A 14,370-nucleotide genomic window follows, 5' to 3' on the forward strand; every position below is an offset into this window, starting at 1 on the left:
GCAGTAACCATCACCACCTGGATTCCTATTTTTCCATGTCAGTTGTTTTTTAGCCACCCGGCCAAATTACCTATTTTAAGTAGAAAAAAGGAGCTTGACTTTTCAAGCTCCTTTCCTGCATTCAAATTAGCGAATCTCTTTAATACGTGCAGCTTTACCACGCAAGTTACGTAGATAGTAAAGTTTCGCACGACGTACTTTACCGCGGCGGCTCACTTCGATCTTATCAATGCGCGGTGAATGTACTGGGAAAGTACGCTCAACGCCAACGCCGTAAGAAATCTTACGAACAGTGAAAGTTTCGCTGATTCCGCCGTTTTGACGCTTGATAACAACGCCTTCGAATACCTGGATACGTTCACGGTTTCCTTCCACGACTTTAACGTGGACCTTTACCGTATCACCAGGGCGAAAATCAGGATGATCAGTACGAAGTTGTTCTTTTGTCACTTCTTCTAAAATGTTTTGCATCCTGTTACACTCCTTCCAAACCAATGTTCATAACTTAAGAATAAAGACAGCGGAACATTGTTTATCCAGCTTAAACTTTCGCTTAAGCACAACAAATAATATACCATATCAAGCGGTCTACTTCAACTATTAATTAAAGATTCCTGGAAATAGACCTACGAACCGATCGGTAATGATGATTAATCATCATCATTACTTTCCAGCCACGCTTTCTCTTTTTCAGTCAATGGATAATCATCCAGCAAATCTTTGCGCCGTTGATACGTTCTTTTCAAGGATTGCAGGCGTCTCCATTCATCGATTTTACTATGATTACCTGAAACCAGCACGTCTGGAACCCGAAGCCCCCGAAAATCGGCCGGTCTGGTGTAATGAGGGTGTTCCAGCAAGCCGGTGGAAAAAGAATCTTCCGGAGCAGATGACTCATTACCAAGAACACCGGGCAGCAGCCGCACAACACTGTCTATTACGACCATGGCACCTAACTCCCCGCCTGTCAGCACATAATCACCGATCGAAATTTCATCGGTTGCCAAGTGCTGCCGGATTCTTTCGTCATACCCTTCATAATGGCCGCAAATGAAAATCAAATGATCCTCATTTGCAAGCTCCATTGCTTTAGATTGATTGTAAGGCTCTCCTTGTGGACACATGAGTACGACACGGGGCTTCCCTGTGGCCTCTGCTGACAGGTTTTCCACTGCATCGAACACAGGCTGGGGGGTCAGGACCATTCCCGCGCCACCTCCATATGGATAATCGTCCACTTTTTTATGTTTGTTTTGGGCATACTCACGAAAATTAACCAATCGATATTGAAAAGCTCCTGCTTCCTGCGCTTTTTTTAAGATAGAATGGTTCATCACCCCATCAAACATTTCCGGAAACAGTGTCAGTACATCTATTTTCATTCGTCAAGCAGTCCCTCCATCGGCTCTATCGTTACCCGCTTTTGTTCCACATCGATCGTTTTGACGATTTCTTCAATATAAGGGATCAACAAGTCTTTTTTTCCTTTTCTGCTGACCACCCATACATCATTGGCGCCGGGTGACAGTATTTCTTTGATTTTCCCTAAGTAGTCGCCACCTTCTGTATAGACTTCACAGCCGATGACTTCGTGATAATAGAATTCGCCTTCTTCCAACGGTTCTAATTGCTCTGCCTTAACTTGAAGCATACCGTTTTTCAAAGGTTCAGCGTCGTTGAGGGAATCATAGCCGGAAAAGTGCAATAAATCAAAGTTCTTATGCCTGCGATGCCCGTCAACGGTAAGAGCTGTGAGGCTATTTTTCCCATCAGACCAATACAATCTGCTGCCGATTTCAAATCTTTCATCAAAATCGGTAATACGTAACACCTTTACTTCACCCTTAATTCCATGGGTGTTTACAATTTTGCCAACGTTGAACATTTCTTCACTCATATCTTCACCTGCTATGTTATTTGAATCACGATGCCATCCTTAACGACAATGGATTTGTCATCAGAGATGTCATCCCAGTTATATCCTTCTTCAACTTCAACAAGAGTTTCAACTTCTTCTTCCGTTATTTCACTGCCAATAGGCAGGATGCTCAATTGTTCTAACTGGAATTCAATCCACTTTATTTTGTCCTTGCGTTTTTTGATTTCCTGCTGAAACCGTTTTGCTACTTCGTGCTTGGAAACCCCTTTTTTGTTTTGTAGTTTCCGCTGCTCAAATTGCAATTGTTGACACTCTTGTTCAAGCTGCTGTTTGTTTTGATTGAATTGTTCTACTAGTTTGCCCTTGCTTTTCTCGGTAATTACCTGCTTGACAGGTATTTTCCTAATTATTTGCAATACCAGCCCCTGCCTTTCCGCCAAATATCTCCAAGCAGCACAACAGCTGTCCAGATGAAAAAACTTGCTGTCTCCGTAAAAACTCGTTGAAAAGCTGTCCCCGGGACTAGGCATGATCTAGAGAGGCAGATAAAGGATGACAACTTTTTTAACTTGGAAAAAAGGGAAAGGTTATCCCTTTCCCTTTTTACATGATATCCAAATAGATTCGCTTTGTTTCATCCGAACCAGCGGCATAAACCACCGTTCGGACTGCTTTTGCGATCCTTCCATTTTTGCCGATCACTTTTCCGACATCTTCCTGATGGACAGTTAAATGGTAAGTCAATTTTTCCTCGTCTTCCTTAACAGTCACCTGGATATCCTCCGGATGATCGACCAACGGTGCCACCATCGTTTCGATTAAGGCTTTCATGATATCACTCTACTTTACTTTTGGTTTTTCGTATCGTGGAACTTCGTCATGATGCCTTCTTTTGAGAAAAGATTACGTACTGTATCACTAGGCTTAGCACCTTTAGTCATCCAGTCAAGCGCCTTTTCTTCATCTAGTTTTACTTCAACCGGGTTAGCTACCGGATTGTAAGTGCCAATTTGTTCGATGAAACGTCCGTCACGTGGAGAACGTGAATCAGCTACTACTACACGATAAAATGGATTTCTTTTTGAACCCATACGCTTTAAACGAATTTTTACAGCCATGTCTTGCACCTCCATCATTAATATTGCTTATCACAAGTTTAGATTCTATCAGATGTTTAATTGTCTGTAAAGGGTTTTTCCATTACATGAACGGAAATTTCATCCCTTTCCCTTTTTTGCCCTTTTGCATGTTGGTCATTTGCTTCATCATTTTCTTCATTTCTTCAAATTGCTTCAACAGTCGATTGACCTCCGACACCGACCTGCCGGCGCCTTTAGCAATCCGTTTTTTGCGGCCTGCATTCATGATGCTGGGATCCTGGCGCTCCTGTTTCGTCATCGACTGGATGATTGCTTCCACATGAGAGAGCTGCTTCTCATCGAATTGAACGTTTTTCAAGCCCTTCATTTTATTCGCGCCAGGGAGCATCCCGATTAAGTCTTCCAGCGGCCCCATATTGCGGACCTGGCCCATTTGCTCCAGGAAATCATCAAACGTGAAGGATGCGGAGCGCATTTTTTCTTCCAATTCCTTCGCTTTGTTCTGATCGACGGTATCCTGGGCTTTTTCGATCAGCGAGAGAACGTCACCCATTCCGAGAATCCTGGAGGCCATCCGTTCCGGATGGAATGCTTCCAGCTCATCCAGTTTTTCTCCCATACCAGCGAATTTGATTGGTTTGTCCGTGACTGCTTTAATCGATATAGCAGCACCACCACGAGTGTCACCATCCAATTTAGTCAATACTACGCCCGTTACATCCAGCTGTTCGTTGAAGCTTTCGGCTACGTTGACAGCATCCTGTCCTGTCATTGCATCGACGACTAAGAAGATTTCATCCGGATTTACGCTTGTTTTAATTTGCTGCAGTTCATCCATCAAATCGTTGTCGACATGCAGGCGACCCGCCGTGTCGATGATCACATAATCCTGATGGTCCGCCTTCGCCTGTTCGATTGCCTGATTGGCAATATCAACCGGGTTTGCTTCTGTTCCCATAGAAAACACCGGCATGCTCAACTGTTTACCTAATGTTTCAAGCTGGTTGATCGCAGCCGGACGATAAACATCCGCTGCTACCAAAAGTGGATTCCGGTTATACTTTTTGCGCAACAAATTCGCGAGCTTACCAGTAGTTGTCGTTTTACCCGCACCCTGCAGGCCGACCATCATAATGACGGTTGGGGGGCGGTCGGCTACCGCTATCTTGCTTTGTTCGCCGCCCATCAGCTCAGTCAATTCGTCACGTACTACCTTGATTACCTGCTGACCAGGTGTCAGGCTTTCCATTACTTCCTGCCCTACTGCACGTTCTTTGATCCGTTTAACAAAATCTTTTACTACCTTGAAGTTTACGTCTGCTTCCAATAAAGCAAGCCGCACTTCCCGGGTCATTTCCTTTACGTCCTGCTCGGTGACTTTTCCTTTGCCCTTAATGCGCTGGATCGTCCCTTGCAGGCGTTCGGCCAAGCCTTCAAATGCCATAGAAGGAGCCCTCCTAATCTAGTTCTTTAAGTGAATCAACCAATTCCCTTAAGGTCGATGTCTGATTTTCTTTCAACGCCCTGCCCATCTGTTCCAACAGATCGGTGCGTGCTGTAAATTTTTTATACAAGTGAAGCTTATCTTCATAGGCTTCTAGCATTGCTTCGGTACGTCGTATGTTATCGTATACTGCCTGACGGGAAACATCAAATGTTTCCGATATTTCACCAAGTGAATAATCCTCCAAATAATAAAGTTCCATGTAATTACGCTGTTTTGGAGTCAGCAATTCCTGGTAGAAGTCAAACAGAAAATTGATCCTTGTCGTTTTTTCCAGCAAGATGAGCACTCCTTGTTAAGTGAAATGCCTTTACATTGAAAATACTACCTAACTACGGCAGCTTCTGTCAAGTTGTTTCCTCTTCAAGCATATCGGCAAACAAACCATAAACAAAAGCATGGGCATCGAAGGACTGTAAATCGGTCACTTTCTCGCCTAACCCTACATACTTTACAGGGATCTGCAATTCATTGCGGATGGCAAGCACGATACCACCTTTGGCCGTACCATCCAATTTGGTTAGAACGATTCCCGATACATCGGTCGCTTCGGAAAACGTTTTGGCTTGGCTCATCGCATTTTGTCCAGTTGTAGCATCGAGAACAAGCAACACCTCTTGCGGCCCGCCAGGCACTTCTCTGGATATAACTTTTTTCACTTTGGCAAGTTCATTCATTAGATTCACTTTATTCTGTAACCGTCCGGCTGTATCACACAACAAAACATCCGCACCTCTGGATCGAGCCGCTTGAATGCCATCATAAATGACAGCGGCCGGATCACTGCCGGCATTGTGCTTAATCACATCCACGCCGGCACGTTCTCCCCAAATTTCCAGCTGTTCGATGGCTCCGGCGCGAAACGTATCACCTGCTGCCATCATTACTTTTTTGCCTTCCTGCTTCAGCTGATGGGCCATTTTTCCGATTGTCGTTGTTTTCCCGACACCATTGACCCCAACAAACAATATGACAGATAAACCATCTGCATTCAACTGCAACTGTTCTTTTCCGTCTTCCGATTCTCCATCGTATATATCGACCAGTTTTTCGGAAATAACTTCTTTCATTTCTGCACTGTCTTTAATGTTTCTGCGTTTCACTTCCATTTTCAATTCGTCGATTAAATCCATCACTGCCGTTACGCCCACATCTGCGGAAATCAATATTTCTTCCAGATCCTCAAAGAAATCCTCGTCGACTTTTCGATAGCGAGCCATCAAGTCGTTAATTTTGCTGGAAAAAGAGCCTCTCGTTTTCGAAAGACCTTCTTTGTATTTCTCTGGTTGTGCCTCTTGTTTATCCGTATCACCGCTGAATTTTTCTTTTAGTTTCTTAAAAAAGCTCATCTTATCTTCCTTTCTCGTGCTTTTATGCTTTTACTAATGCAGGAGCGTCTTCGAGTCGGACAGAAACAAGCCGGGAAACGCCCGATTCTTGCATGGTCACGCCATAAAGTACATCCGCTTCCTCCATTGTACCTTTTCTATGTGTAATCACAATAAATTGGGTCTTTTCGCTAAACTCTTTTAAATATCTGGCAAACCTATTGACGTTTGCGTCATCAAGTGCGGCCTCCACTTCGTCTAATACACAGAAAGGCACAGGACGCACACGCAGGATGGCAAATAACAATGCGATTGCCGTCAAAGCCCGTTCCCCGCCTGAAAGCAAACCTAAATGCTGCAATTTTTTCCCTGGGGGTCTGGCAATGATGTCCACTCCTGTTTCCAACATGTTTTCAGGATTGGTTAATTTCAATTCCGCATTTCCCCCACCGAACAATGCCGAGAAAACAGTAGAAAACTCCTCTTTTATTTGCATAAAGGTTGTTTCAAATCTTCTCACCATCTCGTCATCCATTTCGGAAATAACACCGAACAGTGTATCCTTCGCCTGCACCAGATCGGTCTGCTGCTCTGTTAAAAACTCGTATCGTTCTCTGATTCGCTCAAATTCATCAATCGCTCCGATATTGACAGTGCCGAGTTCTTCTATCGATCGTTTGATCAACTTGACGGATTGTTTCGCTTGTTCTATATCGTTGGTCTTTTCGAAAGTTTGAGCTGCTTTTTCAAAGGTTAACGCATACTCGTTTTGCAGATGGTTCAGTCGGTTCTCCAGCTCGACATCGAACCTGGCAGCTTTCAGCTCTTTATCCTGTAAGTCTTGGACCAGTGACTGATGAATCCGGTTTTTCTCTTTGATTTCTCTTTCCTGATCACCAGTCTGCTCCGTTCTTTTCATTCGTTCTTGGCGGCGGGCCTGGATTAATTCTGTCACCTTGTTTTTTTGGTTCAGTTTTTCTTCCAGTTTCGTATCGATCTCCTCTTCGGTTTCTCGATTGTTCTGGAAATCTAACATTTGTTCCAGTTGTTCCGAATTTTCACGAAGTGCCTGCTGCGTCTCTTCCAATTGAAGCTTAAGCGACTGGCATTTTTCTTTCTGACTGTTCACCGTTGCATCTTGTTCCGCCATGGTGATTTGCAGTTGATGATGCCTATCCTGTAATTTATCCTGGTTTTCCAGGTAGTCAGACTGCCGACGGTTACATTCATCGATTTGGGACTGGATACCCTCCAGAACTTTTTCCAAACCGTTCAATTCCTCTTCAAGTTTTGCTTCCCGTTGCTTCAAATCAGCATAATCTGTTTCATATTGATTGGTATCTTGATCATATAATTTTAAGTTTTCGTTATAGTGGGCAACTTTCACTTCAATCTCTTTTACAGAGGTCCGTATTTCCTGTTCCTCCTCTTGAGCTGCTTTTATCACCTCACGTTGGGTTTCAATCGTATTCTCCAACTCATCGTTTGCCTGTTTGCGTGTTTTTACTTTTTGTTCAAATTCCAACGCTTTTGTCTGAAACTCACTTAATTTATCCGTAACCTCTTGTAAATCCTTTTCGCGGGAAAACAAGGACTGGCCTGATTTCTTTTTTGCCCCCCCGGTCATGGACCCGCCGGGATTGACAATGTCACCGTCCAGCGTAACAACCCGGAATCTACGATGCATCCGAACGGCAATGTCGTTGGCTGCCTTTAAGTTATCAGCTATCACCACATTGCCCAACAAGCTTTGTACAATCCCTTTGTACTTTGGTTGATAAGAGACGAGCTCGGATCCCACACCCACAAAACCTTCATGCGTTTTTGCAGCCGATAATAAATCACCGGGAATGTATTTTGATTTAATTGCCGTGATCGGCAAAAAAGTTGCCCTGCCCTTGTTATACTTCTTCAGCCAGTTAATCGCCTCCCTGGCTTTGTTTTCATCTTCCACAGCAATATGCTGTGCCTGGCCGCCGAGTGCCGTTTCGACTGCTGGTATCAAATTTGACGGAACATCGATCAATTCGATTACCGCCCCGTCGATACCAGTTAAGGCTTTCTCCTCTCTGGCCTTTAGAACTTCTTTAACGCCCTGGAAAAACCCTTGAAAACCTTCTTTCAAATCCTCCAGCATTTCTTTTTTTGACTTTAACTTTTCGATATATTGATAGCCTTGATAAAGCTTGGTCTGAAGCTCTTGGTATCCTGCTTTATCTGCTTCCAAAGTCTTTCTCTGCTTTTCATACGTCTGCTCGGCTTCAATCCTTTTCTCCGAGCGTTTGGCCAATTCCCCTTGCAGTTCCGCAAGTTTCCTTTCCAGTTTTTCTCTTTCGTCAATCAATCCTTTAAATTTGTCCTGCTGACTGTTTTTCTTCAAATTGATTTGCTCTAACTGTCTGGCGATTGACTGTCTTTCATTTCTTTTAGCAGCCTGTTCATTAAGTCTTTCGATATAATCGCTTTTCAACTCTTCAATCTGCTCTTCGATATTTTGTCTGGAGGTGGAAAGCTGATCGGTAGTCTGTTTCAAATTGGTTTTCGTCGCTCGCCTTTCTGCTTCAAGACGTGCCAGTTTTTCCTGTTCTGCAGCCAAATCCGTTTCCAATTTGGCCGTTCTTGTTTTTAACTGCCCGTTTTCTTCCTCCAGCTTGTATTTGTTATCTTCAAAATGCTTGAACCGCTCATTAATCAGTTCCTTTTTTCCTTGTAAATGTTCAATTTGTTTCGTCAAGTCCAACAAAGATTCCTGTAGCTCTTCGATGGATTCATCCACTGCCTGGATCTGGCTCCGTCCATCTTCCAAGTCTGCCTGTTTTTGCTGAATACTTGTTTGGAGAGCGATCTCTTTTTGTTTTTGGGTTTCGATATCTGCCAAAATGTTTTTCCACTTGCCGTGTATTTCTTCAATTTCTGCAACTAATAGCGATATTTCCACTTTTTTTAATTCATCTTTTTTCTGCAAGTAATCCTTGGCCACTGCTGCCTGCTCTTTCAGAGGCTCAAGCTGGCCGTCTATTTCATAAATGATATCTTCAATCCTGTTAAGATTTTCCTGAGTCTCTGCCAGTTTGTATTCAGCCTTTTTCTTTCTTTGCTTATATTTGAGCACACCAGCAGCTTCTTCAAAAATCGATCTTCTTTCTTCAGGCTTCGAACTGAGAATTTCCTCGACTTTTCCTTGGCTGATAATCGAAAAAGCTTCTCTGCCAAGTCCCGAATCCATAAATAAATCGACAATATCCTTCAAACGGCAGGATTGTTTGTTGATTAAAAACTCGCTTTCTCCAGAACGGTAAACCCTTCTAGTCACACTCACTTCCTGGTAATCAAGCGGCAGTGCCTGGTCACTGTTATCGAGTGTCAGAGTCACTTCCGCGATATTCAACGCTTTCCGGGAATCGCTTCCCTGAAAGATGATATCTTCCATTTTGGAACCACGCAGGGACTTGGCAGACTGTTCTCCGAGCACCCACCGGATTGCATCGGTTATGTTGCTCTTCCCGCTGCCATTAGGTCCGACAACTGCTGTCACACCAGGTACAAAATCAACAGAAATCCTTTCGGCGAAAGATTTAAATCCTACTGTATCTAATCGTTTAAGAAACATACTCATTCTCCTAATTCACTAATTAACTGTTTCTGTATCGGAATTTGTGGACAAGACGCCCACAAGAAATATGTAAAATCACAAATAAAATTTTGCATTTCAACTAATATATTTTATCATAAAGAGTAGGGTCATAGAAGGAATCACAAAATATTGAGGAGTGTTAATGTGAGTTTACAGGAACCATCGAGGGAAAACTTGGCTATCATCATTGACAATATGGCAAAGAAATTGCAGGTCGTCAACCGCACTATTATGAATCCGGAAGATTACGACATCGAAAAATACCAGGAGTTAAAATCCCTGCATGACATGCTTGAACACAAAGGTCAGCTAAGCGTGGCAGAAACCCAGGCGTTCATCCAGGAACTGGCAGACCACCGCAAGTAATAGGCATCCCATTCAAGAGGAAGACTGTCCATGCGGAGAAAATGTCTACGAATAGTGGATTGCCCAGGACTTGTGCGGAAAAGGTGCTACAGAACCCCAATTTATTTTCTAAAAAAAGGAGGCTGTGCTTGTTCCTGTTTCAAGCTCATGCCTCCTTTTAGTTAGCCTGCCTCATAGCTGTCCAGCGCTTTTTTTGCAGCCCGCTGTTCTGCCTCTTTTTTCGTTCTTCCATAGCCTGTACCAGCAACTGTTCCCTGTATTCGAACCTCGGCAACAAATTCGCGATTATGGGCTGGGCCGCGCTCTTCCGTGATGGCATAGTCTATGCTGCTATTCTTGCTCCGTTGCACCAACTCCTGCAGCTGGCTTTTATAATCCATCGCATGCGAAAAAGCACCTTTGGTTATTTTGGGATAAACATATTTTTCCAAAAAATCGATCGAAACATCAAAGCCTTGGTCAAGATACAAGGCACCAATAAATGCCTCAAATACATCTGCCAGCAAGGCTGGACGGTTTCGACCACCTGTCATTTCTTCCCCTTTTCCAAGCAAAACGTAAGCGGAGAAATCTAAATCATTCGCAAAGCTTACTAAGGAAGGCTCACAAACGATAGAAGCCCTGAATTTAGTCAATTCTCCTTCTTCCATCTCCGGATACTCGCGATACAAATATTGGGAAACACCCAATTCCAATACCGCATCTCCTAAAAATTCCAATCGTTCATTATCCTGATAGTCCTTTTTCCGATGCTCATTCACATAAGATGAATGGGTAAACGCTTGTTGCAACAGCCTTTCATCGTTAAAAGTGATGCCAAGCTGTTTCTGCAGCTTTGAAAAGTCCATATCGCCCACCTCCTTTCGTATATATATGGAGAAAGCCCCGCTATCAACGGGACTTTTTCTATACTGCCATTTTCATAAACAACGATTCTTCCTGTAGCAAATAAATAAAAACTATTTATTATTGAATGCTGTTTATGTAATTAACAGCATCACCTACTGTTTCAATTTTTTCTGCCTCTTCATCAGAAATTTCCATGTCGAATTCATCTTCCAATTCCATGACCAATTCTACGACATCCAATGAATCAGCTTCCAAATCATCTTTAAAAGAAGCTTCCATTGTTACCTTGGATTCTTCCACGTCCAGACGATCTACTACGATTTTCTTCACACGCTCGAATGTATCTGCCATTTCTTTCACCCCCTTTCAAAGAAATTGTTTAAAAAAATCACATGACCATTCCGCCATCGACGTGGATGGTTTGCCCGGTAATATAATTGGCATCTTCAGAAGCAAGAAAACGGACCACTTTTGCTACATCCTCGCCATTTCCTAATTTGGCAAGCGGGATCAGTTCCTGCATTCCTTGTCTTTGTTCATCTGTTAATTGGTCTGTCATATCGGTCTCAATAAAACCTGGAGCAACCGCATTAACCAAAATATTTCTGGAAGCAAGTTCCTTAGCCGTAGATTTCGTCAATCCGATTACCCCGGCTTTTGCTGCTACGTAATTCGCCTGGCCAGGATTGCCACTGACGCCAACAACAGAAGCAATATTAATGATTCTTCCGCTCTTTTGCTTCATCATTTGACGAGTGACTCCTTTCGTACAAAGGAAGACACCTTTCAGATTAGTGTCGATGACCTGATCGAATTCTTCTTCTTTCATTCTCATCAATAGATTATCTCTCGTAATGCCGGCATTATTCACAAGAATATCCAGGCTGCCTAAAGATTCGACCACTTGCTTAATCATTTGTTTGACTTCTGCTTCTTCGGACACGTTAGCCTTGATTTTCAAAGCTTCTCCGCCAAGCCGCTCAATTTCCTCTACTACTTCTTGGGCTTTCGCTTCATTTCCTGCAAAATTGACTGCAACTTTTGCACCTTGCTTGGCAAGCTCAAGTGCTATTGCTTTTCCTATTCCTCTGGAAGCTCCAGTAACTAACGCAGCTTTTCCTTTCAGCATGCTTAAGATTCCTCCTTATACCATTCAACAAATGCCTGAAGAGATTCCGTATCCTGTACGGCAAAAGTCTTCATCCGCCGATGGATTTTTTTCACCAGTCCGGTCAGGACTTTTCCATTCCCCACCTCGACGATCGCATCAAGCTCTTTTTTCAACATCGCCTCGACGATTTCCTGGAATCTTACAGGGGAATACAGTTGCTGCACCAATAATTCCGCAATCTGTTCCCGGCTGGTCACTGGAGCAGCGGTAACATTCGCATAGACAGGCAGCTTAGCATCGGTAAGATTAGTCTTTTGCAATTCTTCCGCGAATTTCTCCGCAGCTGGCTTCATCAAACGAGAATGAAATGGTCCGCTGACATTCAACGGAAGAACTCGTTTTACCCCATTTTCCTTCAGTCTATCTCCAGCGGCTTCAATTCCTTGCTTCGTTCCGGAAATAACTAGTTGACCAGGGCAGTTGAAGTTGGCAGAATCGACAACCTCTCCCGTTTCCTCATTTACAGAATCAAGGACGGCTTGAATTGTTTCCGCATCACCGCCTAACACAGCAGCCATTGATCCTTTACCAGCCGGATATGCTTTTTCCATCAAGCGGCCACGCGAGCGAACGAGCGGAAGAGCCTCCTCAAGGCTGATCGCTCCTGCAGATACAAGTGCACTGTACTCTCCTAAACTGTGCCCGGCGGTCATTACCGGTTCCACACCTTGTTCCTTTAGAACCGCTGCAATCGCTGCACTCGTCAGCAGCAAAGCCGGTTGGGCGTTTTCTGTATTGGTCAATGTTTCCTGGGGTCCCTCAAACATAAGTGATGTCAGATCGCCATCCAACTGTTTATCTGCATGTTCGAACAGCTGCTTTGCCGTTTCAAAATGATCGTATAAATCTTTTCCCATTCCTACTTCCTGGGAACCCTGCCCGGGAAAAACAAAAGCAACTCGTTTCATGTTATTCCTCCTCTTCCTGCTGCATTTCTCGTATCGTTTTTTCAATCGTCTCGGTCACATTCAATTCCACCATGTTGCGTGCCTGTTTGACAGCATTATAAATGGCACGCCCATTAGAAGAACCATGAGCCTTTATAACCGGAGCTGCCAATCCAAACAAGCCGGCACCACCATATTCTGAATAATCAAGCTTGTCCTTCAAGCCCTTTAATTCCTGTTTAACTAAACCTGCCGCCAACTTCGCTTTCAAATTTGCCATAAACGTCTGTTTCAGCATGGAAAACATCGTCAGAGCTGTACCCTCAATCGTTTTCAGCGCAATATTGCCATTGAATCCATCCGTAACGACTACATCAGCAGCACCTTCCAGTAAATCCCGTGCTTCTACGTTGCCGATGAAATGAATTGGAGCCTGTTTAAGTTCAGCAAAAGCCCGCTTCGTCAGATCATTTCCCTTTCCGTCCTCTGTCCCAACATTCAGGAGACCGACACGGGGGTTGGGAATATTTCGGACTTTTTCCGAATAAATCGCACCCATGATGGCATATTGCAGTAAATGCTGCGGTTTTGCATCAACATTTGCCCCTACATCCAGCAGCAGAAACCCTTTTCCATCTTGTGTAGGCAATGTCGGGCTTAAAGCAGGGCGGTCAATCCCTTCCATTCTTCCTACAACAAATAATCCGGCACTCATTAGCGCTCCCGTATTACCCGCTGAAATACAGGCATCCGCTCGCTTTTGTTTTACTTCCTCTGCCATCAGTACCATGGAGGCTTTCTTTTTCCGCCTTACTGCACGTACGGGTTCATCTTGTCCCGTAATCATTTCCGTCGTATGTATAACATGGATTCTTTCTGTATTATTTAGCAGGGGGGAGATTTTCGTCTCATCTCCGATAAGCGTAACTTCGATATCCCGCCATTCTTTTACTGCCTCTATGGCTCCGGCAACAATCTCATCCGGGGCATGGTCGCCCCCCATTGCATCAATCGCTATTTTCATGACTTGATTCTCCTTTTTGGTGATGGGAACGAAACATCAGGAACTTGCCAGAAAAGACTTTTTCATTTTCAACAAAGCTGTTGACCTCCACGGCTGTTCTCCCCTTGGCATCATTGCCGGTTACCAAAGCTTTGGCAATCACTCTTTCCCCTTGTTTCACCTGTCTCGTGAATTTTATTTCCGCCTTGGCGGTCAAAGCCAATTCATCGTTGATCACGGCCACCGCCAGGGAATTTGCCTGCGCGAATAAATGATGCCCTCTTGCAATCCTATTTCTGGAAAAAACGTGTTCGCTTCCAATATCCAAAATCGATATGGCTCGCTCATCCAATTCTAAATCAATGACTTCCCCGATCACCTCGTCAATAGGCAATGCTTTCACTGTTTCATTCCATTGATAGGTCGCGACCGATTTTATCCGCTCACGAAGCTCAGGTATCGACATCTCCATCCGATCTAGCCTGATGGTTTGTATGCTGACGGCAAATTTTTTTGCCAGTTCTTCATCTGTTATGAAAGGTGTATCTTCTATCGTGTCCTTTAATAGCAACTGCCTTTCTTTTTTCGTTCGCTTCATCTTTCCACCGTCCAAATTAAGACTAGGTACTAATAGTAATATATAATACCA

At 43.8% G+C, this 14,370-nt stretch carries 17 protein-coding genes; 1 reads left to right on the plus strand and 16 read right to left on the minus strand.

The annotated features are described in order from the left end of the window. Positions 1-126: 126 nt before the first annotated feature. The 10 genes from rplS to smc all read right to left on the minus strand — a co-directional run bounded on the left by rplS (position 127) and on the right by smc (position 9,421). The gene (gene rplS, locus BN1067_RS15240) at positions 127-471 is read right to left on the minus strand and encodes a 50S ribosomal protein L19 (RefSeq protein WP_053219688.1); all 345 of its coding nucleotides are present in this window, start codon (positions 469-471) and stop codon (positions 127-129) included. A 179-nt stretch (positions 472-650) separates the two neighbouring features. Then, entirely contained in the window at positions 651-1,382 is a 732-nt protein-coding gene (gene trmD / locus BN1067_RS15245) for a tRNA (guanosine(37)-N1)-methyltransferase TrmD (protein ID WP_053219689.1), read from the minus strand. Continuing rightward, positions 1,379-1,897, minus strand: a complete 519-nt coding sequence (rimM, locus tag BN1067_RS15250; protein WP_053219690.1) for a ribosome maturation factor RimM — start codon at positions 1,895-1,897, stop codon at positions 1,379-1,381. The genes trmD and rimM overlap by 4 nt, the downstream gene beginning before the upstream one ends. A gap of 11 nt (positions 1,898-1,908) precedes the next feature. After that, a complete protein-coding gene (locus BN1067_RS15255; RefSeq protein ID WP_053219752.1) occupies positions 1,909-2,295 on the minus strand; it encodes a YlqD family protein in 387 nt (128 codons plus the stop codon). Positions 2,296-2,482: 187 nt separating this feature from the next. Next, a complete protein-coding gene (locus BN1067_RS15260; protein WP_053219691.1) occupies positions 2,483-2,710 on the minus strand; it encodes a KH domain-containing protein in 228 nt (75 codons plus the stop codon). A gap of 14 nt (positions 2,711-2,724) precedes the next feature. Next, positions 2,725-2,997 carry a 30S ribosomal protein S16 gene (rpsP, locus tag BN1067_RS15265; RefSeq protein WP_053219692.1) on the minus strand — a complete coding sequence of 91 codons (273 nt, stop codon included), beginning with the start codon at positions 2,995-2,997 and terminating at the stop codon, positions 2,725-2,727. An 82-nt stretch (positions 2,998-3,079) separates the two neighbouring features. Continuing rightward, the gene (gene ffh / locus BN1067_RS15270; protein WP_053219693.1) at positions 3,080-4,423 is read right to left on the minus strand and encodes a signal recognition particle protein; all 1,344 of its coding nucleotides are present in this window, start codon (positions 4,421-4,423) and stop codon (positions 3,080-3,082) included. Positions 4,424-4,436: 13 nt separating this feature from the next. Then, positions 4,437-4,763, minus strand: coding sequence for a putative DNA-binding protein (locus BN1067_RS15275; protein WP_053219694.1), 327 nt, complete (start codon positions 4,761-4,763; stop codon positions 4,437-4,439). 67 nt (positions 4,764-4,830) lie between these two features. After that, the gene (gene ftsY, locus BN1067_RS15280) at positions 4,831-5,832 is read right to left on the minus strand and encodes a signal recognition particle-docking protein FtsY (RefSeq protein WP_053219695.1); all 1,002 of its coding nucleotides are present in this window, start codon (positions 5,830-5,832) and stop codon (positions 4,831-4,833) included. Positions 5,833-5,854: 22 nt separating this feature from the next. Then, the gene (gene smc, locus BN1067_RS15285) at positions 5,855-9,421 is read right to left on the minus strand and encodes a chromosome segregation protein SMC (protein ID WP_053219696.1); all 3,567 of its coding nucleotides are present in this window, start codon (positions 9,419-9,421) and stop codon (positions 5,855-5,857) included. Positions 9,422-9,589: 168 nt separating this feature from the next. On the opposite strand from smc, the gene BN1067_RS15290 reads away from it, so the two are divergent. Continuing rightward, the gene (locus BN1067_RS15290) at positions 9,590-9,811 is read left to right on the plus strand and encodes a DUF1128 domain-containing protein (protein ID WP_053219697.1); all 222 of its coding nucleotides are present in this window, start codon (positions 9,590-9,592) and stop codon (positions 9,809-9,811) included. Between the two features lie 161 nt (positions 9,812-9,972). On the opposite strand, the gene rnc is transcribed toward BN1067_RS15290, so the two are convergent. The 6 genes from rnc to fapR all read right to left on the minus strand — a co-directional run bounded on the left by rnc (position 9,973) and on the right by fapR (position 14,319). Next, the gene (gene rnc / locus BN1067_RS15295) at positions 9,973-10,659 is read right to left on the minus strand and encodes a ribonuclease III (RefSeq protein WP_053219698.1); all 687 of its coding nucleotides are present in this window, start codon (positions 10,657-10,659) and stop codon (positions 9,973-9,975) included. A gap of 118 nt (positions 10,660-10,777) precedes the next feature. Then, positions 10,778-11,011 (minus strand): acyl carrier protein, encoded by a 234-nt coding sequence (locus tag BN1067_RS15300; protein ID WP_053219699.1) that lies wholly within the window; start codon positions 11,009-11,011, stop codon positions 10,778-10,780. A 37-nt stretch (positions 11,012-11,048) separates the two neighbouring features. Further along, positions 11,049-11,789, minus strand: coding sequence for a 3-oxoacyl-[acyl-carrier-protein] reductase (fabG, locus tag BN1067_RS15305; protein WP_053219700.1), 741 nt, complete (start codon positions 11,787-11,789; stop codon positions 11,049-11,051). A 2-nt stretch (positions 11,790-11,791) separates the two neighbouring features. Continuing rightward, positions 11,792-12,739, minus strand: a complete 948-nt coding sequence (gene fabD / locus BN1067_RS15310) for an ACP S-malonyltransferase (protein WP_053219701.1) — start codon at positions 12,737-12,739, stop codon at positions 11,792-11,794. Position 12,740: 1 nt separating this feature from the next. Continuing rightward, complete coding sequence (gene plsX / locus BN1067_RS15315) at positions 12,741-13,742, minus strand: phosphate acyltransferase PlsX (protein WP_053219702.1); 1,002 nt, start codon at positions 13,740-13,742, stop codon at positions 12,741-12,743. Then, positions 13,726-14,319, minus strand: a complete 594-nt coding sequence (gene fapR, locus BN1067_RS15320) for a transcription factor FapR (protein WP_053219703.1) — start codon at positions 14,317-14,319, stop codon at positions 13,726-13,728. The genes plsX and fapR overlap by 17 nt, the downstream gene beginning before the upstream one ends. Positions 14,320-14,370 lie beyond the last annotated feature (51 nt).

The sequence above is a fragment of the Virgibacillus senegalensis genome (genome assembly GCF_000821245.2).
GTDB classification, from domain to species: Bacteria; Bacillota; Bacilli; order Bacillales; family Amphibacillaceae; genus Sediminibacillus; species Sediminibacillus senegalensis.

Bases quoted from the DNA above. Each gene is read 5' to 3' on its own strand.
- fabD (WP_053219701.1), bottom strand. From the start codon at position 12,739: ATGAAACGAGTTGCTTTTGTTTTTCCCGGGCAGGGTTCCCAGGAAGTA.
- BN1067_RS15300 (WP_053219699.1), bottom strand. From the start codon at position 11,011: ATGGCAGATACATTCGAGCGTGTGAAGAAAATCGTAGTAGATCGTCTG.
- rpsP (WP_053219692.1), bottom strand. From the start codon at position 2,997: ATGGCTGTAAAAATTCGTTTAAAGCGTATGGGTTCAAAAAGAAATCCA.
- plsX (WP_053219702.1), bottom strand. From the start codon at position 13,742: ATGAAAATAGCGATTGATGCAATGGGGGGCGACCATGCCCCGGATGAG.
- ftsY (WP_053219695.1), bottom strand. From the start codon at position 5,832: ATGAGCTTTTTTAAGAAACTAAAAGAAAAATTCAGCGGTGATACGGAT.
- fapR (WP_053219703.1), bottom strand. From the start codon at position 14,319: ATGAAGCGAACGAAAAAAGAAAGGCAGTTGCTATTAAAGGACACGATA.
- BN1067_RS15260 (WP_053219691.1), bottom strand. From the start codon at position 2,710: ATGAAAGCCTTAATCGAAACGATGGTGGCACCGTTGGTCGATCATCCG.
- trmD (WP_053219689.1), bottom strand. From the start codon at position 1,382: ATGAAAATAGATGTACTGACACTGTTTCCGGAAATGTTTGATGGGGTG.
- rimM (WP_053219690.1), bottom strand. From the start codon at position 1,897: ATGAGTGAAGAAATGTTCAACGTTGGCAAAATTGTAAACACCCATGGA.
- rplS (WP_053219688.1), bottom strand. From the start codon at position 471: ATGCAAAACATTTTAGAAGAAGTGACAAAAGAACAACTTCGTACTGAT.
- fabG (WP_053219700.1), bottom strand. From the start codon at position 11,789: ATGCTGAAAGGAAAAGCTGCGTTAGTTACTGGAGCTTCCAGAGGAATA.
- rnc (WP_053219698.1), bottom strand. From the start codon at position 10,659: ATGGACTTTTCAAAGCTGCAGAAACAGCTTGGCATCACTTTTAACGAT.
- smc (WP_053219696.1), bottom strand. From the start codon at position 9,421: ATGTTTCTTAAACGATTAGATACAGTAGGATTTAAATCTTTCGCCGAA.
- ffh (WP_053219693.1), bottom strand. From the start codon at position 4,423: ATGGCATTTGAAGGCTTGGCCGAACGCCTGCAAGGGACGATCCAGCGC.